Origin of the sequence: Aerococcus sp. NPDC058936, assembly GCF_042741995.1 — a bacterium.
Taxonomy (GTDB): Bacteria; Bacillota; Bacilli; order Lactobacillales; family Aerococcaceae; genus Aerococcus.
In genome coordinates this window covers 33,564-53,179 of the sequence record NZ_JBHYKZ010000012.1, presented here as the reverse complement: position 1 = coordinate 53,179, position 19,616 = coordinate 33,564, and the positions used below count along the sequence as shown (strand labels likewise).

The 19,616-nt window shown below is 41.5% G+C and carries 18 protein-coding genes and 1 other annotated feature; of the genes, 16 read left to right on the top strand and 2 right to left on the bottom strand.

Features of this window, described 5'->3' with window-relative positions; all coding sequences use genetic code 11:
* Positions 1 to 16 precede the first annotated feature (16 nt).
* The 16 genes from ACFW0C_RS09370 (at position 17) to ACFW0C_RS09295 (ending at position 16,879) form a co-directional block, all read left to right on the top strand.
* Positions 17 to 2,002: a beta-glucoside-specific PTS transporter subunit IIABC gene (locus ACFW0C_RS09370; RefSeq protein WP_378106950.1), complete on the top strand. Its 1,986-nt coding sequence runs from the start codon at positions 17 to 19 to the stop codon at positions 2,000 to 2,002.
* Positions 2,003 to 2,020: 18 nt separating this feature from the next.
* Positions 2,021 to 3,460 (top strand): 6-phospho-beta-glucosidase, encoded by a 1,440-nt coding sequence (locus tag ACFW0C_RS09365; RefSeq protein ID WP_378106948.1) that lies wholly within the window; start codon positions 2,021 to 2,023, stop codon positions 3,458 to 3,460.
* 349 nt (positions 3,461 to 3,809) lie between these two features.
* Positions 3,810 to 5,228 carry a glycoside hydrolase family 1 protein gene (locus tag ACFW0C_RS09360; RefSeq protein WP_338191961.1) on the top strand — a complete coding sequence of 473 codons (1,419 nt, stop codon included), beginning with the start codon at positions 3,810 to 3,812 and terminating at the stop codon, positions 5,226 to 5,228.
* 248 nt (positions 5,229 to 5,476) lie between these two features.
* Entirely contained in the window at positions 5,477 to 5,815 is a 339-nt protein-coding gene (locus ACFW0C_RS09355) for a hypothetical protein (protein WP_378106946.1), read from the top strand.
* Positions 5,816 to 6,001: 186 nt separating this feature from the next.
* Complete coding sequence (locus tag ACFW0C_RS09350; RefSeq protein WP_378106944.1) at positions 6,002 to 7,387, top strand: L,D-transpeptidase family protein; 1,386 nt, start codon at positions 6,002 to 6,004, stop codon at positions 7,385 to 7,387.
* Between the two features lie 236 nt (positions 7,388 to 7,623).
* Positions 7,624 to 8,370 (top strand): methionine ABC transporter ATP-binding protein, encoded by a 747-nt coding sequence (locus tag ACFW0C_RS09345; protein WP_378106942.1) that lies wholly within the window; start codon positions 7,624 to 7,626, stop codon positions 8,368 to 8,370.
* Positions 8,363 to 9,046: a methionine ABC transporter permease gene (locus ACFW0C_RS09340; protein WP_378106983.1), complete on the top strand. Its 684-nt coding sequence runs from the start codon at positions 8,363 to 8,365 to the stop codon at positions 9,044 to 9,046. Before ACFW0C_RS09345 ends, ACFW0C_RS09340 begins: the two co-directional genes overlap by 8 nt.
* Before the next feature lie 108 nt (positions 9,047 to 9,154).
* Positions 9,155 to 10,003 (top strand): MetQ/NlpA family ABC transporter substrate-binding protein, encoded by an 849-nt coding sequence (locus ACFW0C_RS09335; protein WP_378106940.1) that lies wholly within the window; start codon positions 9,155 to 9,157, stop codon positions 10,001 to 10,003.
* Between the two features lie 563 nt (positions 10,004 to 10,566).
* Positions 10,567 to 10,804 (top strand) — a binding site (T-box leader).
* Between the two features lie 100 nt (positions 10,805 to 10,904).
* A complete protein-coding gene (locus ACFW0C_RS09330; protein ID WP_378106939.1) occupies positions 10,905 to 11,471 on the top strand; it encodes an NAD(P)H-dependent oxidoreductase in 567 nt (188 codons plus the stop codon).
* Entirely contained in the window at positions 11,453 to 12,013 is a 561-nt protein-coding gene (locus tag ACFW0C_RS09325) for a GNAT family N-acetyltransferase (RefSeq protein WP_378106937.1), read from the top strand. The genes ACFW0C_RS09330 and ACFW0C_RS09325 overlap by 19 nt, the downstream gene beginning before the upstream one ends.
* Before the next feature lie 64 nt (positions 12,014 to 12,077).
* The gene (locus tag ACFW0C_RS09320; protein WP_378106935.1) at positions 12,078 to 12,857 is read left to right on the top strand and encodes an amino acid ABC transporter permease; all 780 of its coding nucleotides are present in this window, start codon (positions 12,078 to 12,080) and stop codon (positions 12,855 to 12,857) included.
* Positions 12,857 to 13,690 (top strand): transporter substrate-binding domain-containing protein, encoded by an 834-nt coding sequence (locus tag ACFW0C_RS09315; RefSeq protein WP_378106933.1) that lies wholly within the window; start codon positions 12,857 to 12,859, stop codon positions 13,688 to 13,690. Before ACFW0C_RS09320 ends, ACFW0C_RS09315 begins: the two co-directional genes overlap by 1 nt.
* Positions 13,691 to 13,715: 25 nt before the next feature.
* Positions 13,716 to 14,552, top strand: a complete 837-nt coding sequence (locus tag ACFW0C_RS09310; protein ID WP_378106931.1) for a transporter substrate-binding domain-containing protein — start codon at positions 13,716 to 13,718, stop codon at positions 14,550 to 14,552.
* A gap of 24 nt (positions 14,553 to 14,576) precedes the next feature.
* Positions 14,577 to 15,407 (top strand): transporter substrate-binding domain-containing protein, encoded by an 831-nt coding sequence (locus ACFW0C_RS09305; RefSeq protein WP_378106929.1) that lies wholly within the window; start codon positions 14,577 to 14,579, stop codon positions 15,405 to 15,407.
* A gap of 18 nt (positions 15,408 to 15,425) precedes the next feature.
* On the top strand, positions 15,426 to 16,139 hold the full coding sequence (locus tag ACFW0C_RS09300; protein WP_378106927.1) for an ABC transporter permease subunit: 714 nt from the start codon (positions 15,426 to 15,428) through the stop codon (positions 16,137 to 16,139).
* Positions 16,136 to 16,879, top strand: coding sequence for an amino acid ABC transporter ATP-binding protein (locus ACFW0C_RS09295; protein ID WP_378106925.1), 744 nt, complete (start codon positions 16,136 to 16,138; stop codon positions 16,877 to 16,879). Before ACFW0C_RS09300 ends, ACFW0C_RS09295 begins: the two co-directional genes overlap by 4 nt.
* A 330-nt stretch (positions 16,880 to 17,209) precedes the next feature.
* On the opposite strand, the gene ald is transcribed toward ACFW0C_RS09295, so the two are convergent.
* Positions 17,210 to 18,322 carry an alanine dehydrogenase gene (gene ald / locus ACFW0C_RS09290; RefSeq protein WP_378106924.1) on the bottom strand — a complete coding sequence of 371 codons (1,113 nt, stop codon included), beginning with the start codon at positions 18,320 to 18,322 and terminating at the stop codon, positions 17,210 to 17,212.
* Between the two features lie 77 nt (positions 18,323 to 18,399).
* Positions 18,400 to 19,512: a hypothetical protein gene (locus ACFW0C_RS09285; RefSeq protein ID WP_378106923.1), complete on the bottom strand. Its 1,113-nt coding sequence runs from the start codon at positions 19,510 to 19,512 to the stop codon at positions 18,400 to 18,402.
* Positions 19,513 to 19,616 lie beyond the last annotated feature (104 nt).

Sequence of the window (19,616 nt, the reverse complement as noted above, 5' to 3'; positions counted from 1 at the left end):
AAAAGAGGGTTTAGAAATGGCAATAAAAGATTATAAAAATTTAGCAAATGATATCGTAAAAAATGTCGGAGGTGAAGAGAATGTCGATGGATTACGGCATTGTGTAACCCGGTTACGGTTTAATTTAAAGGATGAATCAAAGGCTGATACGGATACCATCAAAGGTTTGGATGGGGTCGTAACAGTCATGAAAGCATCCGGCCAATACCAAGTAGTCATTGGGAATGAAGTAGCCGATGTTTATGACGCTATCGTAGATACCACTCACCTTGGCGGAGACGAAGCGGGTGGAAGTAGTAACAATGAACCTGAAAATGATGACCGTAAACTTGCGGACAAAGCCATCGACTTCATCTCGGGTGTATTCCAACCTTTCTTGATGCCACTTGCGGCAACAGGGATGATAAAAGGTATCGTGGCTATTTTAGGGACATTTGGCTTAAACGCTACCAACAGTGGTTTATATTTACTGCTTCAAGCAGCCGGGGACGGCTTCTTCCAGTACCTGCCAGTTATGGTCGCCGTAACGACAGCTAGAAAATTGAAGATGAATGTCTTTACGGCATTAGCCATTGCGGTAGCTTTCTTGCATCCGGCCCTTTCAACTTCAATGACAAACGACGTTTTATATACCTTATTTGAAGGTTCACCGTTTGCTTCAGATATTTATTCAACCGTCTTTGGCCTACCGGTTATCTTACCGTCAAATGGTTACTTCTCAGCAATCATTCCAATCATCGTTGCGGTATGGTTAGGGTCTCGTCTTGAAAAATGGTTCAAGCAGCGCATTCCTTCTACAGTGAATTCATTCTTAACACCATTCTTCACGATCATCATCGCCGTACCAATCGCTTTGATGGTTGTTGGACCAGTTGCCACATGGGCAGCCAGCTTAATCGGGGTATTCTTCACTTGGTTACAAGGGGTATCACCATTAGTCTTCGGTGCCTTACTAGCTGCTTCTTGGCAATTACTAGTAATCTTCGGGTTACACTGGGGTATCATTCCAATTACCTACTTACTATTAGCTGAAACGGGTTTAAACCCACTTGGGCCACTAATGCAAATTTCAACATTCGGTATCCTTGGGGTTCTATTAGCTATGTTAATTAAAGGAAACGAGAAGAAATTAAAAGATATCGCCATTCCTGGTGCAATCTCGACCTTATTTGGGGTGACTGAACCCGTTATCTACGGGATTATGATTCCACTGAGACGTCCATTCATCTATGCCATTATCGCCAACATCTTTGCTGGTGCTTATGCAGGTGCCATGGATACAGTGGCTTATCGTACTGGTGGTTTAGGAATCTTCAGTTTAATGAACATGATCGACAATGAAGGGCAATTAGGGGCTAACTTCTGGAATGTGGTCATTTCATATGCCATCGCCGTTGCCATTGGTTTTATCCTACAAATGGTCTTCCCAGTGAACCGTTTAGAAGAAGAGTTACCAGCCGAAGCATTGGCAGCAAGTGACCCTTCGAGAAATGAACCATCAGCATCTCAAGCTGTGGTTTCTGACGCTGAAATGGTCGCTTCTGCTAAAGAAGAAATTATCGCTAGCCCCTTAGTGGGCGACATTTTACCATTAAGTGCAGTCGCTGATGAAGTATTCGCAAGTGGCGCTTTAGGCAAAGGGCTTGCTATTCAACCAAGCGAGGGGAAAGTCCTTGCACCTGCCAACGGAACGGTTTCTGTACTTTTTCCAACGGGACACGCAGTCGGGATTACGACGGACACTGGAGTTGAATTGTTGATTCATATTGGCTTGGATACGGTGAATCTTGATGGTCGCGGTTATACAATTCATGTGGAGAAAGGGCAAAAAGTTTCAGCTGGGGATATACTGGTCGAGTTTGATATCGCTACCATCCATGAAGCTGGTTATGATACCATTACTCCTGTAATAGTGACCAATACGGATAACTATACAGATGTATTAACTACGACTGAGCCAGTTGTCGCTAAAAATGATTATCTATTTACAATTGTTAAGTAAGAGAAAAGGAGTATGAATATGTCTAGAAAATTACCTGATGGATTCTTATGGGGCGGGGCTACTGCTGCCAATCAATTAGAAGGTGGCTACCTTGAAGGGGGCAAGGGGTTAACAAGTGTTGACTTAATTCCTCATGGCGAGCAACGTTATGCAGTAACTGCTGGTGAATTGCACTATTCTGAAGTGGCTGAAGGTTCACATTTCCCTTCTCATGAAGCGATTGACTTCTACCACCACTTCAAAGAAGATATCGCCTTATTTGCTGAAATGGGCATGAAATCTTACCGTTTCTCAATGGCTTGGTCTCGTATCTTCCCAACAGGTTTTGAATCAGAACCAAATGAAGAAGGCTTGAAATTCTACGAAGATGTGATTGATGAATTGTTGAAATATGACATTGAACCTGTTGTCACAATCAACCACTTCGATGTACCAAAAACATTGATTGATGAATTAGGTTCTTGGCGTGACCGTCAAATGGTTGACCTATTCGTTAACTACGCGACAGCTTTATTCAACCGCTACAAGGGTAAAGTAAAATACTGGATTTCTTTCAATGAAATCAACATGCTTCTACATTTACCATTCATGGGTGCAGGGATTTACCTTGGCGACTTAAATGAAGCAGAACGTACTCAAGTCTTATACAAAGCAGCCCACCATGAATTATTAGCAAGTGCTAAAATCACTAAAGTCCTTCGTGAAATCGATCCAGAAGCCAAAATGGGCTCTATGTTGGCAGCTGGTGAGTACTATCCATACTCAGCAAACCCAGAAGACGTTTGGGCAGCTAACTTAAGCAACCGGGATAACTACTTCTTTATCGACGTACAAGCGGGTGGTGAGTACCCTGAATGGGCGAAAATCATGTTTGAAAACGAAGGTATTGATATTGGTATCACTGAAGAAGATGAAGCGATTTTACGTGAAAACACTGTAGACTACATCACTTTCTCTTACTACTCAAGTCGTGTATCTAAAGGCCAAATCGCTGAAGATGATATTGTCACAGGTAATGCCTTCTCAGGTGTTAAAAACCCATACTTAGAAGAATCTGAATGGGGTTGGGCCATTGATCCACTTGGATTACGTACAACAATGAATGCCCTTTGGGACCGTTACCGCAAACCATTATTCATCGTGGAAAACGGGCTAGGGGCGATCGACACTGTTGAAGAAGATGGGTCAATCAATGACGACTACCGGATTGAATATCTGAAAGCACATATCAATAGCTTCATGGATGCTGTTGAAGAAGATGGTGTACCATTATGGGGTTACACACCATGGGGAATCATCGACTTAGTATCAGCTGGTACTGGTGAAATGTCTAAACGTTATGGTTTAATCTACGTTGACCGTCAAGACGACGGGACGGGTGACTTACACCGTTCTAAGAAAAAATCATTTAACTGGTATAAAGAAGTTATTGAATCAAACGGACAAGCAGCCCGTTAGTTATTCGAATTATATTTAAATTTCCAAGCCATTCTTTTTATTTAAGGGTGGCTTTTTTATTTTCGAAAACGTAATGTCCATTGCAATAGCCAAGCTTTTATTTAGGATGTCTATAAACGTGATTACGAATAAGCTACTGGCAAGCAATTAATTTAAAATATTGGGAAAAGAGAGGTGTGACGTTTAAGTCATGCTTCTCTTTTTATGATTAGTAAGACCGGAAAAACGATTTTTGTAAGGGTATAATCATTTAAAATGGTGATTATTTTACAAGAAAGCGTTTTAATGGTAGGATTAGTATGTAAATAAATTGAATAATACAAGAATATGGAATGGAGCGAATTGTAGAATGAGTCAATATAAATTTCCAGATGGTTTCTTATGGGGCGGGGCTGCCGCTGCCAATCAATTTGAAGGTGCTTTCGATGTAGATGGTAAAGGTTTAACTGTTCAAGATGTGACGCCAAATGGCGGGATGGGTGAAATTACGGATGGTCCAACTGAAGATAACTTGAAGTTAGTGGGGATTGACTTCTATAACCGTTATAAAGAAGATGTGGCTTTATTTGCTGAAATGGGATTTAAAGTTTTCCGTACATCAATCGCTTGGTCACGTATTTTTCCAAACGGGGATGACGCTGAACCAAACGAGGCTGGATTACAATTCTATGATGACTTGTTCGATGAGCTCCATAAATATGGGATTGAACCTTTAGTGACTTTATCGCACTATGAAACCCCATTAAACTTAACCAAACAATACAACGGTTGGACAAACCGTGAATTGATTGGCTTCTTTGAGAAATATGCCACAACTGTGTTTACACGTTACAAAGACAAGGTTAAATACTGGTTAACTTTCAATGAAGTGAACTCTGTCTTACATGCGCCATTCATGTCTGGTGGGATTGATACACCGCCTGAAGAATTATCGAAACAAGACTTATACCAAGCTGTTCACCACGAATTGGTTGCTTCAGCATCTGTGACGAAAATTGCCCATGAAATCAACCCCGACTTCCAAGTAGGTTGTATGGTGCTTGCCATGCCGACTTACCCGATTACACCAAATCCGGATGATGTCATGGCTGCCCACTTGGCAGAAAACCAAAACTACTTATTCTCAGATATTCATGCACGCGGGGAATACCCAGCATATATCAACCGTTATTTTGCGGAAAATGGTATCGAGATCCAATTCGCTGATGGAGATAAAGAGCTGTTAAAAGAAAATACCGTGGACTTCATTTCCTTCTCTTACTACATGTCGATTGCTGAAGCGGCTGACCATAGCCAATATGAAGCGGGTGAAGGAAACATCATGGGTGGTATTCCAAATCCGTATTTAGAAGCATCTGAATGGGGATGGCAAGTTGACCCAGTTGGTTTGCGCTTAGTCTTAAACCAGTTCTACGACCGCTATCAATTACCGTTATTCATTGTGGAAAATGGTTTAGGTGCCAAAGACGTCTTAGTTGATGGCCCGAACGGTGAGAAGACTGTTGATGATGACTACCGGATCAAATACATGAACGACCACTTAGCCCAAGTTGGTGAAGCCTTATTAGATGGGGTGGACATCATGGGTTATACAAGTTGGGGTTGTATCGACTTGGTGTCAGCATCAACTGCCCAAATGTCTAAACGGTATGGTTTTATCTATGTTGACCGTAACGACGATGGTAGTGGTACGCTAGACCGTTACAAGAAAAAATCATTTAGCTGGTATAAAGATGTGATTGCGACAAATGGTGGTAACTTAAATTAATCACTCGATCAAGGTTGGGTAGTCGTAGAAAACGGCTATCCTTTTTTTATTTGGTCGTCATTTTCCAGAAAAGTCCTTCTTTATGTGACGGTAGCGAAAGAAATGCTGGCGTTTTCTGGGCAATAATCTAAAAGGTCAGGTCCGAGATAAATTGGACTTTCTTTCTATTAAAGTTATATAATGCAGTCAATCGCACAAGACCGAATGTTTAAAACAAGTAAAGTAGCGCAAGGTTAGGGAGGCAAACGATGAACAAACATGATGTAAACCGTAAAGGGACTAAGGATGACCATTCCTTTCGAAATGTCTATAAAATTGAAATCAGTGGCTTACAAGGGAACAACTACGATGAATTAGACGACAATAATTTGAAGGTCAGTATCAAAAGTATCCTATTGAAGGTTGTGGTATTTCTGTTTGTGGGTGTCATTACTTTCTTTATTTTTAAAGAAGATATGTGGTCTACAGATACCGAGGCGGCTTCCTTGGCTAGCATCTACTTTATTGTGACAACTTTGGTTGTAGGCTATTTGGGCACAGTCTTAGTGGATCTATTATTCGGTCGGAGAAAGAAGCGCAAGAAATAAGCCGACTGATTGGTTGACTAGTTTTTTTATAGTCAAAGGGTGGCTATTTTGTCAATGAGGAACTTATCAATCCGGGCCAATCGTTAAAAATATGATAAATTGAATAAATATTACAGAAATGTTACAAGAAATAAGGTACAATAGGTTAAAGCTTTAAAAGCGTCAATTGGGAAGGGAGAGAATTGAATGAAGAAAGTTTCGATGTGGTTATTGGGGACAGTCTTAGCATTATTAATAGTGGGCTACGGTGTAGGTGTTTATTATTATCAATCGCATTTCTTACCAGCAACGACTGTTTCTAATGTAAATGTCAGTGGGATGACAAAGGCTGACGCGGAGGCTGCAGTGGCCAAGGCCAACAATGAACGTACCATGAAAATTACTGACCAAGGTCAAGAAGTGGCTACCATGAATTTACAAGAAGCTGGCTTTCAACCAGCAGAAAATGAAGATTTTGATGACATGCTAAATCAACAAGCGACCTTCACATGGCCAGTTGAATTTGTTAGCAATGCTTTAAAGTCTGTGGATGCCAACGAAAGTAACGAGTGGACTGTTGACCGTGAGGCATTCAAGTCTTACTTTGACCAGTTAGACATTGATCAAGAAGGTGCAACACCATCAACAAGTGCGCAAGTAGTCATCAATGATGAAACAAGGACGGTAGAAGTGGTGCCTGAAACACAGGGTAATCAAATCACGTCAGATTCATTGGCGGATGCCGTCTTGTCAGAGGTGAAAGCAGGAACAAGTGAGCTAGATTTAGCGGATGCTTACGTGAAACCTGAAGTGACTAGCGATTCTGAGGCCATTCAAACGGCCAAGGCTGAATTAGAAGGTATTTTAACGGCTACGATCGGCATGCAAGTTGAAGATGAAGTAGTGAACATTCCAAGCGAAACGTTAGCGGATTGGGTAAGCACGGATGACAAGGGCGCGGTCCAAGTGGATGAAGCGGCTATTGATCAATGGTTATATGAATGGAACGTTGAGAATGCGGCATTAAACCATGATCACCAATTCCAATCAACTGCATCTGGCGAAGTGACGGTTACACCAGGTATTTATGGTTGGTATATCGAGCGCGAAATGACGACGCAATTGGTTGCGGAAGCAGTCCTTGCGGGTGAAGATACAGTGATTCAACCAAATATTTGGGGTGGCGGTTATAACCAAGATGACTTCTTTGGCACTTCTTATATTGAAGTGGACTTAAGCAAGCAAAAGATGTTCGTTTATATTGATGGCGAACAAAAAATTGCCACTGATATCGTTAGCGGGAATACTGGTACTGACACGGTTCCGGGTGCCTATGAGATTTGGAATATGGAAGACCCATCAGTATTGAAGGGGTATAACCCAAGAACTGAAAAAGATTATGCGGTACCCGTAGACTACTGGATGGCCTTTGACTTTACGGGTCAAGGGATCCATGACGCCAACTGGCAATCAAATTTCGGTGGCAACGCCTACCAACAAAATGGATCTTTAGGTTGTATTAATACACCGCCACAAACCATGGCAAAAGTATATGATTTAGCTTATGTAGGATTACCAGTCATTGTTTTCTAAACCGTTACTTGAAAAAGGGTTGCCTTGTATAGATGAGGTACAAAGAAATAAATATAAGCAGGACAACTGCTAGGGGTCGAGAACTTGTTTTCTCGGCCTTTTTTGATGTTTATTTTAGTTGGTTAAACAAGTGTATAACAGTTTGTGTAATAAAATGTAACAGTTAAATAGGCTAGACATCAAGGTAAAATGCTGTTAATATGTAACACATGAAGTAGGAGTAGGTGGATAGATACATGATCGATTTCAAGCAAGTGTCAAAAGAGTTCGTCAATAATGGTAACCGCATACAAGCCCTGGACCAGGTGAACTTAAATATTCAATATCGAGAAATATTTGGCTTAGTTGGTGAAAGTGGGGCTGGTAAATCGACTTTGTTGCGTTTTATCAATGCCCTTGAAAAGCCCAGCTTTGGACAAGTTCTAGTAGACGATGTCCTAGTCAATGACTTATCTGGGAGAGACTTGCGGGCATTTCGAAAAGACATCAGTATGGTCTTTCAACAATTTAACCTATTAAACAATAAAACAGTTGCCGAAAATGTTGCCTTACCCTTAAGTTTGCACAAGTATGATAATCCTTTAAGTGTGGATGAGGTCTTGACCTTTGTGGGTTTAGCAAATAAAAAAGACCACTACCCAAGTCAATTATCTGGTGGTCAAAAACAACGAGTGGGGATTGCCCGTGCCTTAATTACTCGTCCAAAAGTCTTATTAGCTGACGAACCGACATCAGCCTTGGATACCCGAACTACAGGCGAGATTGTGAAAGTATTAAAGGCTGCCCATAAAGCCTATCCAATGACCATGATTGTGGTAACTCATGAGCTTGAAGTCATAAAATCCTTGTGCCAACGGGCTGCCATTTTAGAAAAGGGACAAGTCAATCAAGTGGTAACAGTCAAGCCAGATACTGGGGCTGGTTCAGACGGTAACCAGTCTTACGCTGACCATGTATTGGAGGTGCTTGAAGGCAATGAATAACCTACAAGCATATGGCCAACGGTTGATTGAATTTCTACCTAAAATCATTGAAAGTCTAGGTGAAACAGGGATTATGATGGTTTTTGCTATGGTGGCAGCAATAATTTTAGGCCTACCATTAGGGACGATTTTATTCTTAACCAATGAGGATAATCCAAGAGAAAATAAGCTAGTCTACCAGGTCTTATCCTTTATCGTTAACATTATCCGGTCATTCCCATTTTTACTATTGGTTGTCTCTATGCAACCGCTGATTCGAGCGACTTACGGGCGAGCGACAGGGGACCCAGTGGCGGCATCCTTTCCAATGATGGTGATTGCCATCGCTCTATATGCCCGCTTTGTCGAGCAGTCGTTACTGGACGTTGACCCCGGTGTCCTTGAAACAGCCGATGCTTTAGGGGCTAACACCTGGCAATTGGTGACCAAGTTCCTTTTCGTTGAAGCCAAATCGTCCTTAATTATTGGCTATACGACGGCATTTGTGTCGTTCATCTCCTATTCGACAATTATGGGAGTTGTCGGCGGAGGGGGGATTGGTGACTTCGCCATTCGCTATGGCTACCAGCGTTATGAAACTGACATGATGTACACGGCCATTGTATTGATTATTGTGATCGTACAAGTTTGTCAGTGGTTAGGACTTAAACTAGCTAAGAAAGTCGACCACCGTTAAGTGAGTGGTTGTTGAGGCACAATTCATTGGAAAATGGCTATATTTTCTTTTGTTGACGCCAGCTTAAAATAAGGTAATCTTTTTACAAAAAAATTGGAGGTAAGATGTATGAAGAAAGGTTTATTGTTTACAGGGGTATTATCAGCAAGTTTGTTGCTTGCGGCATGCGGTAACGGGAGCGAATCTACAGAGACAACGGGGACTGAATCGGCAACATCAAGTGAAGATACAGTGATTAAAGTAGCGTCTCATACCACACCAATGACTGATATCGTGGAATTGGCTGCGGAAGTGGTGGAGGAACCTTACACAATTGAATTGGTTGAAGTTTCAGATAACATTCAATATAACGAAGCAGTTTTAAATGATGAAGCAGATGCCTCATTTGCCCAACACGAACCATTTATGGAAGTTTTCAATGAAGAGCGTGATGGTGATCTAGTAGCCATCCAGCCGATTTATAATGCTATCGTTGGTTTCTATGCACCTGAATATGACAGTATTGAGGATATTGAAGGCGGTGCAGAAGTAGCTATCCCTAGTGATATGACCAATGAAGCCCGCGCTTTACATATTTTAGACGCCCAAGGATTGATCGATGTACCGGATGAAACCTTTGTAACAGTTGATGATATTACAGAAAATGACAAAAACCTGACCTTTACCCATGTGGATCTGTTGAATTTAAACGCTGCATATGAAGATGGGGTGGACTTGGTCTTTAACTACCCAACTTATATTTCTGAAATTGGCTTAACACCAGCAGATGCATTATTCTTAGAAGAAGATGATTCTAACCGTTTTGCCTTACAAATCGTGACTCGTGAAGGTAATGCAGATTCAGAAAAAATCCAAGCATTGAAAGCAGCTTTTACCTCACAAGAAGTCTATGACTACTTAGAACAACTAGCGGCAAGTGGTCACTTACAACCAGCCTTCGAAAATCCTTCAGAATAATAATTTCAATCAGTAATTAAGTAAGCTTTCGGCTTATACTTTATCTATCATTGCCTTAAAAAGCAGTGGGCGTGCTAGATAAGTTCTAACCGAACCTCTTTCTAATAGAGATTAATAGGCATGATCATCAATTGGTCATGTCTATTTTTTTCGGTCATTTGTGATAGGTGTCTACTATTGATCGCTTATCCAGGTCAAATGATAACCGGAAAAGTTTATCAAGTTTTTTGTCCAAAGTCTGACAAATACTGATATTAGGGTGTTTTTTAGTGTATAAGATTTACTTAAAAGGCACACAAAGCACAAAAATTGTTCTTTAATGGGTGGTTTTTGCTCGCTATTTCTGTCACTTCTATATCAGTGATGATAGCGGTTAACGATTAAAAAAAGATGATAATCGGATGAAAAGCTAAGTAGGATAAGGGTTTTTGTCCTTTTTCAAAAAGAGGGTCGATGAGACGAAAGGCAATTCATTGATTGTTTTTCCTAGGCAGTAATATTGATGCAGATGCATGAGATTTGTTAAATTTACTGCAAGCAAAAGTTGCACATCATTTTTATAACCAATTGCTTTGATGAGTAGAGTAGTTATGCAGGTAATCCACAGCGAGTCTGAATTTGGTGAAATCAGATGTTTACCGATAATGAAAATGAGCTCTGAGCATCTAGTCAGTGAAAGCTGGTTAGACGGGTGGGACCGTTATTTCTTTCAGTATGTAAGGTATTTACTGGATAAGAAATTGCTCGCGAGGGCAATTTGAATAAGGGTGGCACCGCGATCGTTAACCAATCGCCCCTTCTTAATAAACAGGGTTGTTTATTAGGGAGGGGTTTTTATTTTTCAAAAATGTTTAGATGTATGAAATCAATGAAAGCAATCACCAAAGAAAGAGGGAAGGATATGACAAAAGTAACTTTAATTGTAGGCGCAAATTCATTATCTTCACGATTGAATGGTTTGGTGGCCTATGCCCAGCAGGTGTTATTCGAATATAAGATTCAAACGCAGGTGATTCAAGTCCATATGTTACCGGCTGAAGCTTTGATGACGGCGGACTATACGGATAAGACCATCCAAGCGGTCAACCAACAAGTATTGAATTCAGATGGGGTTTTGGTATTTACACCAATCTTCCAAGGGAGCTACTCAGGGATTTTAAAGGCGTATCTTGATGTACTGCCGCAAAAGGCACTCCAAGACAAGGTGGTTTATGGCTTGGGCTTAGGTGGGTCAAAACACCACTTGTTGGCCTTACAATATGCTTTGGAGCCTGTATTGAAGGAACTGGGTTCAGAAGAATTGTTACAGTCAACCTTTGCAACGCAAGACCAGGTAGTGAAAGATGGTAGAGATTTTATTATCGAAGACAGTGTAACCAATCGAATTGATGAACAACTTTATAGATTTACCAGCCGTATCGGCCACGAGGTTATAAAGGAGGCAGCAAGATGGGAAAAGATCGTATAAGAATTGCTACAAAAGAGGACGCACCAGCATATTTAGCCCTTATTCAAGAGTCATTCCAAGAGGTGAAGGACTTAGGTATTGATTGGCCGTCAACGAACGCTACGTTAGAATCAGTCATTGAAAATATTGAAACAGGGATTGCCCTAGTCTTGGAGCGAGATGGCCAGTTGATTTCAACCATCACGATTCGACAACCATGGGAAAATGACAGACCGATTTCACACTATCCTTTCTTGTGGTGGTTTGCGACTGCTAATGAATTTAAAGGACAAGGGGTTGGAAAGAAATTCCTTAAACAAGTGGAAGAAGAATTCTTGGTGAAGACCTTAAAAGCACCAGCCTATGTCTTAGGAACTTCTGGTAAGAGACATCCATGGTTATTGGACATGTATTTAAGAAATGGCTATAAAGTCTTAGGTACAAGAGAAGATCCCAATGATATTGGCGTTTCCTTATATAAAGTCTTGATTCCTGAACGGTTTGATGAAAGCGTCCTTCGGGTTGATGCACCTTATTATGAATACCAAGATTTGACAATTTAATGATTTGACATTTTAGTGGCTGAATAGCCGACGAAACGGTTCCAACAAATAGGAGGAAAAACGCATGTCAGAATTTTTTAAATGGGAATATATTGTATCCTTTTTCCCAAAAATATTATCCGCACTCCCTACGACACTAGCAATTGTGGCACTTGCAACAGCAGTCGGAATAGTACTCGGCTTGGCAATTGCTTTTGTGAGAATTGAAAAAGTGCCGGTCTTGTCACAAATTAGTCAGGTGTTTGTGTCTTTCATCAGAGGGACGCCAATTCTAGTGCAATTGTTCTTAGTTTATTACGGGCTACCGATTGTCTTTACGGCTTTAGCCAATATTGAAAAGATTGACTACGTTTATATTACATACGGTTTGAGTACGGCGGCCTTTTTCTCAGAAATCTTCCGGTCAGCGATTTCAAGTGTCGCTACCGACCAGAAGGAAGCGGCAGCCTCTGTTGGCTTGACCAAAATGCAAACCTACCGGCGAATCATTTTGCCACAAGCGGTACGGATCGCTATTCCTGCTACAGGAACCATGATTGTCAGCTTATTACAAGATACATCACTTGCCTTCTCACTAGGGGTCATCGATGTGATTGGGAAGGTTCGGGCTTTAGCGGCTTTAACTTACCGGTCGCTTGAAGGGTATTTCGTGGCAGCCATCATCTTCATCGTTCTATCTATTATCTTGGAGCGGGTCTTTGCTTGGTTATCTAAACGATTCCAATTCCAATCGAAAGAGAAAGCTGAAGTGGCGCCGGCAGGACTTGATCCAGAGATTTTAATTAAAAATGATGAACTATTTAACACATATACACTTAAAAGTGGAAAAGGGGAGACCTACTAATGAAGAAGAAAACAGCTTTTATACGATGGGGATTATTAACTTTTGCAGCAACAGCGGTCCTTGCAGCTTGCGGGTCAGCTGAAGCGACGGATGAAGACGCAGCAGCATCATCGAATCCGGATGCAGAGACAGTTATCGTTGGGACAGGGAATGGCTACCAACCCTTTGTTTACTTAGATGAAAATGGCGAATTAACAGGATATGATGTGGCTGTCCTTGAAGCGATTGACGAAAAATTAGCCGACTACAATTTTGAATATGAGTCATCTGATTTCAAGAATATCTTGACCTCATTGTCAGCTGGAAAGATTGATTTAGCGGCTCACCAATATGAATATAATGATGAACGAGCGGAGAAATACCTTTACGGGGAAGTGGGCTATACCGACTACACCCTATATATTGTCAACATTGCAGGCAATGAACAATATGCAACTTTAGATGATCTACAAGGTAAGAAAGTATTCGCATCACCGGGATCTAACGTGGCTTACTTATTGGAACAATATAACAGTGAACATGAAAATGCAGATGAACAAATCTCCATTATTTATAACGAAAGTGCCAGTGAAATCTTTGTTTCAGGTTTACAAAACGGGACGGCAGATGCAGGAATTTTAACTAAATATGACACCAACAAATACAATGAGCAATTTGATGCCAACTTAGAGATTGCCTCTGAACCGATTTCAGTTTCAAAAACCTACTTTTTGTATGACAAGGCTGACGAAGAGCTGAAAGAGGCTGTTGACGGTGCCTTACAAGAGTTGATTGATGACGGGACTTTGAAAGAATTATCGGTTGAATACTTAGGTGACGATTACACTCAATAGAAAATGAAAAGGTGGACATCATGATATGAAGAAAATATTTGGAAATAAAATTAAAAAAGGGTTTGTGTTAACGGGTATTGCTTCAGCCTTATTACTTGGTGCTTGCGGGAATGCGGATGCTTCAGAAGACCAAGAAGCAGCGTCCAATCCGGATGCAGAAACGATTGTTGTTGGGACAGGGAATGCCTACCAACCATTTGTTTACTTAGATGAAAACGGCGAATTAGATGGTTATGACGTGGCCGTGTTGAAGGCCGTCGATGAAAAATTAGACCAATATAACTTTGAATACGAGTCGTCAGACTTCAAGAATATCTTGACTTCGCTACAAGCTGGGAAAGTTGATTTAGCGGCCCATCAATATCAATACAATGATGAACGAGCGGAAAAATATCTCTTTGGTGAAGTTGGCTATAACAATATCACCTTACATATTATTTCGATTGAAGGTGAGGGCGAATACAACAGCTTAGACGACCTACAAGGGAAAAATGTGATCGCCTCACCAGGGGCTAACGAAGCCCATGTCGTTGAAGAATACAACAGCGAACACGGGGAAGATGAACAAATCAACATCGTCTATAACGAAGGTGGTAGTGAAATCTTTATTTCTAGCCTACAAAACGGTACAGCTGATGCAGGAATTTTAAAAGAATATGACGGTAACAAATACAACGAACAATTCAATGCCAACTTGGCCATTTCAGAACAACCAGTTAGTGGCTCAAAAGCCAATTTCTTATATAGAAAAGACGATGAAGAATTACAGCAAGCCGTTGATGGCGCTGTCCAAGAGTTGATTGATGAAGGAACTTTAGCAGAATTATCAATCGAATATTTAGGCGATGATTATACACAATAAAAGGGAGAAAGTGGGATTTAAAATATGAAGAAAATGATACAAGCAAGATTAAAAAAACAGTTTATATTAACGGGTATTGCCTCATCCTTTTTACTAGCAGCTTGCGGATCAGCTGAAGCAACTGATGAAGAAGCCACAGCTAATCCAGATGCAGAAACCGTTATTGTGGGAACAGGGAATGCTTACCAACCCTTTGTTTACCTAGATGAAAATGAAGACTTACAAGGGTATGACATTGAAGTCTTGCGGGCGGTGGACGAAAAGTTAGACCAATACAACTTTGAATATGAATCTATGGACTTCAAAAACATCCTAACGTCACTTTCAGCCGACAAGGTCCAACTTGCAGCCCACAACTACGCTTATAACGACGAACGCGGGGCCAAATACCTATACGGGGAAGAAGCTTACAACAATTACGCCCACCATATCGTAGCCGATGAATCTACCGGTCAAGTTTACCAATCTTTAGATGACCTTAAAGGCAAAAAGGTATTCGCGTCCCCAGCTAGCGAGGTAGCCAATATTTTAGAGACCTATAACGCTGAAAATGATAATGCCATAGAAATTGTTTACAGTGAAGTGAACGGTGAATTATTAGTCTCTGGTCTAAAAAACGGGACAGCAGACGCAGCCATTTTAACAAAATTTGACGTTGATAAATACAACGAACAATTCGATATCAACTTGCAAGCCTCAGACGAAGCCCTAAAAACTGCTGGTATTTACTACGTCTTCCAGCAAGGCGATGAAGCATTACAAACAGCCGTTGACGGGGCCATCAAAGAATTACGACAAGAAGGCACTTTATCAGAACTTTCCACCGAAATCCTTGGTGCTGACTATACCGAATAAAGAAAGGAGGGTGCTACAATGCCCATCGATTTTACAGCAATAGCAGAAGCCTTTAAAGCAGCTGTTCCATTTATCCCAGTCACCTTGCGCTTGGCCTTCATTCCCTTATTCATTGGGATTATCTTTGGCCTACTCATCGCACTGGCACGTTTCTTCCAAGTGCCTATTCTAAGCAAATTTCTTGGCGGACTCATTACCGTCGGGAAAGGGGTACCAGTTGTGCTAAGCTTAATGGTTGCTTACCTACTTTTCTCAGACTTGTTCGATCAAGTAGCCACTAGCTTAAGCTTGCCGATACGTTTTTCAGATATCAACCGTGAATACATTGGCATTCTCGTCCTTAGTTTCACGGCCACCATTTCTATTTCGGAGATTTTCCGTGGTGCCTTATCTGCCATTCCAAAAGACCAATGGGATGCAGCAGCATCCATTGGTTTCACCCAATTTCAAACCATTGCCCGGGTCATTTTCCCACAAATGATTCCTATTGCATTACCCATGATTTGTAGCCAATTAATTGTCTTAATCAAGGCGTCTTCACTAGTATCCTTGGTATCAGTGGTCGATGTCTTGAACGGGGCCTTAATTACAGCGACAACTAGCTATACCTTCCTAGAATCTTATATTGCAGCAGCTATTATTTACTGGGCGCTGTCGATTACAGTGGAACAAGTATCGCAATTATTTGAACGCAATTATACTAGAAAATTTGTGAAAGGAAGTGCCCTATGATACAAGTTGAAAATATCCACAAAAAATTTGATCAAAATGAGATCCTTAAAGGGATCGATTTAACCATTAACCAAGGCGAGGTGGTCGTAATTATTGGCCCATCTGGTTCAGGGAAGACCACCTTCCTACGTTGCCTTAACTTTTTAGAGCGTGCGGATAAAGGCCACCTGAAAATTGGGGACCAACAAGTAGACTTTGAAAAAGTTTCTAAGAAAGAAATTCTAGATATTCGTAAGAAAACAGCTATGGTTTTCCAACAATATGCCCTATTTTCAAACCGGACGGCTTTAGAAAATGTCATTGAAGGTTTAGTGATTGCCCGTAAAGTGCCTAAGAAACAAGCAACAGAAAAAGGGCGAGACCTTTTAGCTAAGGTTGGTTTGGAAGGAAAAGAAGACCACTATCCACATGAACTTTCAGGTGGGCAACAACAACGTGTGGGGATAGCGCGCGCTTTGGCCTTGAACCCAGAAGTTATTCTATTCGATGAACCAACATCGGCCTTAGACCCAGAGTTAGTAGGGGAAACCTTGGAAGTCATTAAAGATGTAGCCCAAGGCGGATCTACTTTAGTCATTGTGACCCATGAAATGCAATTTGCTTATGAAGTTGCGGATAGAGTGATCTTCATGGAAAATGGCAACATTGTTGAACAAGGGACACCTGAAGAAGTCTTTGATCACACACAAGAAGAAAGAACGCAAAACTTCCTGAAAAGAACAGCTGTATTTGCACGTTAGACTTTTGATACATAGTTTGTAATGTCTAATGGGCAATTTAAAAAATGAACATCTAAAAAGCAAGATTGCTTTCAAAGCTATGTGCACAGGTGTGGTGCTGGTAGCTTGGTTAATTGTTTGATAATGGTCAAAAACGTTTTAAGATACCTATTTGTCTTACTAGATGTGTGTTAATAGAATTTGCAAGCTGAATCAAATTGATCGTTAACAAAACAAAAAAACCGCTATTCTTTTCTATAGTGGACCCCAAAAGTTAGATTTTTGGTCTAACTTTTGGGGGCCTCTACATTCAGAGGGGGCGGTTTTTTTGGTGCTGATATCAACTTTATTTTATTTGCTTAGTAGGTCTTGGATGGGTGTGTAGTCACGGTTTTGTGATTCGGCTACGCCTTCTTGGGTCAGGTGACCTTGGTAAGCGTTGATGCCAGTTAGAACGGTTTCGCTGTTTTTGGCAGCTGCTTCTACACCTTGGTTAATGATTTGGTTGGCAAATTTGATAGTGGCATTGGTTAAAGCCAATGTTGAGGTACGTGGCACTGCACCCGGGATATTGGCTACCGTATAGTGGGTTACCCCATGTTTTACATAGACTGGGTCTTGGTGGGTTGTTGGGCGGGTGGTTTCGAAATTACCACCTTGGTCAACGGCGATATCCACCAATACTGATCCAGCTTTCATCGTCTGAACCATTTCTTCGGATACGAGTACCGGTGCGCGACGACCCGTGACTAATACAGACCCAACGACAACATCCGCATCTTTGAGGACTTGACGGATATTTTCTTCGCTGGACATTAGGGTAGTCACTTTGCCGTTTAAGATGTCTTCTAGATGGGCAAGGCGACCAGTGTTGACGTCTAAAATCGTTACGCGAGCGCCCATGCCAACAGCTACTTTGGCTGCGTTGTAACCAACGGTACCACCACCAATGACAACGACGTGACCGGAAGCAACACCTGGTACACCTGAAAGTAAGATACCAGAACCACCGTTTTGTTTTTCTAGGTAGTGGGCACCAATTTGGATTGCCATTCGTCCAGCAACTTCAGACATAGGTGTTAGTAGTGGCAGGCTGCCATTTTCCACCATGGTTTCATAGGCGATAGCCGTTACTTTATGGGCTAACAGGGCGTCAGTTAGTTGAAGCTCTGGCGCCAAATGTAAGTAGGCGAACAAGATCAATCCTTCGTGGAAGTAGTCGTATTCAGATGCTAACGGTTCTTTGACTTTGATGACCATCTCGCTGGCCCAAATTGTCGCTGGTTGATCTTCAATACGGGCACCGGCCGAAGCATATTCCCCGTCCGTAAAGCCTGCGCCGGTACCAGCACCCGCTTCAACCAGCACTTCGTGGCCGTTATTGATCAAAGTTCGTACATTACCAGGCGTTAAACCAACGCGGTCCTCTTGCGCCTTAATCTCTCTTGGTATACCAATCTGCATGTAAACATCCTTCTTTCTATTTAAAGTTTAAATCAAGAACATTATACCACGAAAAAAACAATTCCCAAATTTACCTATTATTTGTCTAATAGTCTAGTCACAGCCCGCCAAATCATCATAAATAGGAAGATAATCCCGAAATAACCAGCCACCACATAGACGATATTAACTAGTTGGTCAAAAGGTAGAAACAAGCCAATAGCCGTCGCAACGAAACCTAAAACGGCCGTGGCCACTTTATTATAAGTCGTGCCATCAGTCGTTACGGATGCTGCCACATTCCACAACATGGATACAACAGTCGAGTAAATCGCCAATAGGATGATTACGATGAAGGCATAGCCAAGCCATGGATGCAGTTGGTTTGCGATGGTTAAAGTCGGTACTTGTGTACCCGCAATCAGTGAGAATGCGCCCATAAAAGCCATGTACAAGATGAAAATACCTAGGGCATAGATCCCAGATGAGAAAAGGGCTGCTGTCTTCGTTTCTGTCTGATTATTGGCTTGAATACCAATTTGGGCAATAAAACCAGCGTTTAGCATAATAATCAAGCCCACATAGTTTAAAGCGGACACCAACCAATTTTCTGAAGCAGCTTGAATAGTGCCTGAGGCTACGGCATTTTGGACCATGCCAGAAGCTTGACCAAGGTCACCGTTATTAGTGTATAAACTGAGTAAACCTAAAACAACGGCAAAAACGGCAATCGTCGGGCCAATATTTCCTAAAATACTGGTGATTTTGTCCATACCCAACATCACGGTTATGGCGGAAGCCATATACATAAAGCCAGAACCTATATATACGGGAACACCAAATTGTTGTTGGATGGTGGCACCAGCGCCAGCAACCATTACGGCATAGGTTAGAAATAGGGTGATTAAGGCGATGTATTTATACAAGCCACCGATTTTATCACCGGCAAATACCTTGAAGACGTCATTTGGACTATCAAGGTTTTGTTTACTGGCTAAACCAGCTTTAAAGAAGGCATCGCTTGAAAAGCCTATTGTTAGGAAGGTGGCGATGACCCCTAAAATGCCTGTCCATTCGTGGGCTACAAAGTATTGCATGATTTCTTGACCGGTCGCAAATCCTGAACCGACTAAGGTTGCAGTCATGGCGCCAGCCATCACAAAGACTAGCCCCCAATTGGTCGTGCTCGTGTGTTTTTTATTGTCTTTCATAGTCAATCCTTTCAAACATGATTTACATGTCATTACATCTAACGACGATGGTTTTTCTTTTTTCCTAATGAATATCATAACAAAATTCTCTATTGGTGTAGAAA

What these genes read in the sequence shown, in the direction of transcription:
- ACFW0C_RS09370 (WP_378106950.1), top strand. Translation starts at nt 17, where the DNA reads ATGGCAATAAAAGATTATAAAAATTTAGCAAATGATATCGTAAAAAAT.
- ACFW0C_RS09365 (WP_378106948.1), top strand. Translation starts at nt 2,021, where the DNA reads ATGTCTAGAAAATTACCTGATGGATTCTTATGGGGCGGGGCTACTGCT.
- ACFW0C_RS09360 (WP_338191961.1), top strand. Translation starts at nt 3,810, where the DNA reads ATGAGTCAATATAAATTTCCAGATGGTTTCTTATGGGGCGGGGCTGCC.
- ACFW0C_RS09355 (WP_378106946.1), top strand. Translation starts at nt 5,477, where the DNA reads ATGAACAAACATGATGTAAACCGTAAAGGGACTAAGGATGACCATTCC.
- ACFW0C_RS09350 (WP_378106944.1), top strand. Translation starts at nt 6,002, where the DNA reads ATGAAGAAAGTTTCGATGTGGTTATTGGGGACAGTCTTAGCATTATTA.
- ACFW0C_RS09345 (WP_378106942.1), top strand. Translation starts at nt 7,624, where the DNA reads ATGATCGATTTCAAGCAAGTGTCAAAAGAGTTCGTCAATAATGGTAAC.
- ACFW0C_RS09340 (WP_378106983.1), top strand. Translation starts at nt 8,363, where the DNA reads ATGAATAACCTACAAGCATATGGCCAACGGTTGATTGAATTTCTACCT.
- ACFW0C_RS09335 (WP_378106940.1), top strand. Translation starts at nt 9,155, where the DNA reads ATGAAGAAAGGTTTATTGTTTACAGGGGTATTATCAGCAAGTTTGTTG.
- ACFW0C_RS09330 (WP_378106939.1), top strand. Translation starts at nt 10,905, where the DNA reads ATGACAAAAGTAACTTTAATTGTAGGCGCAAATTCATTATCTTCACGA.
- ACFW0C_RS09325 (WP_378106937.1), top strand. Translation starts at nt 11,453, where the DNA reads ATGGGAAAAGATCGTATAAGAATTGCTACAAAAGAGGACGCACCAGCA.
- ACFW0C_RS09320 (WP_378106935.1), top strand. Translation starts at nt 12,078, where the DNA reads ATGTCAGAATTTTTTAAATGGGAATATATTGTATCCTTTTTCCCAAAA.
- ACFW0C_RS09315 (WP_378106933.1), top strand. Translation starts at nt 12,857, where the DNA reads ATGAAGAAGAAAACAGCTTTTATACGATGGGGATTATTAACTTTTGCA.
- ACFW0C_RS09310 (WP_378106931.1), top strand. Translation starts at nt 13,716, where the DNA reads ATGAAGAAAATATTTGGAAATAAAATTAAAAAAGGGTTTGTGTTAACG.
- ACFW0C_RS09305 (WP_378106929.1), top strand. Translation starts at nt 14,577, where the DNA reads ATGAAGAAAATGATACAAGCAAGATTAAAAAAACAGTTTATATTAACG.
- ACFW0C_RS09300 (WP_378106927.1), top strand. Translation starts at nt 15,426, where the DNA reads ATGCCCATCGATTTTACAGCAATAGCAGAAGCCTTTAAAGCAGCTGTT.
- ACFW0C_RS09295 (WP_378106925.1), top strand. Translation starts at nt 16,136, where the DNA reads ATGATACAAGTTGAAAATATCCACAAAAAATTTGATCAAAATGAGATC.
- ald (WP_378106924.1), bottom strand. Translation starts at nt 18,322, where the DNA reads ATGCAGATTGGTATACCAAGAGAGATTAAGGCGCAAGAGGACCGCGTT.
- ACFW0C_RS09285 (WP_378106923.1), bottom strand. Translation starts at nt 19,512, where the DNA reads ATGAAAGACAATAAAAAACACACGAGCACGACCAATTGGGGGCTAGTC.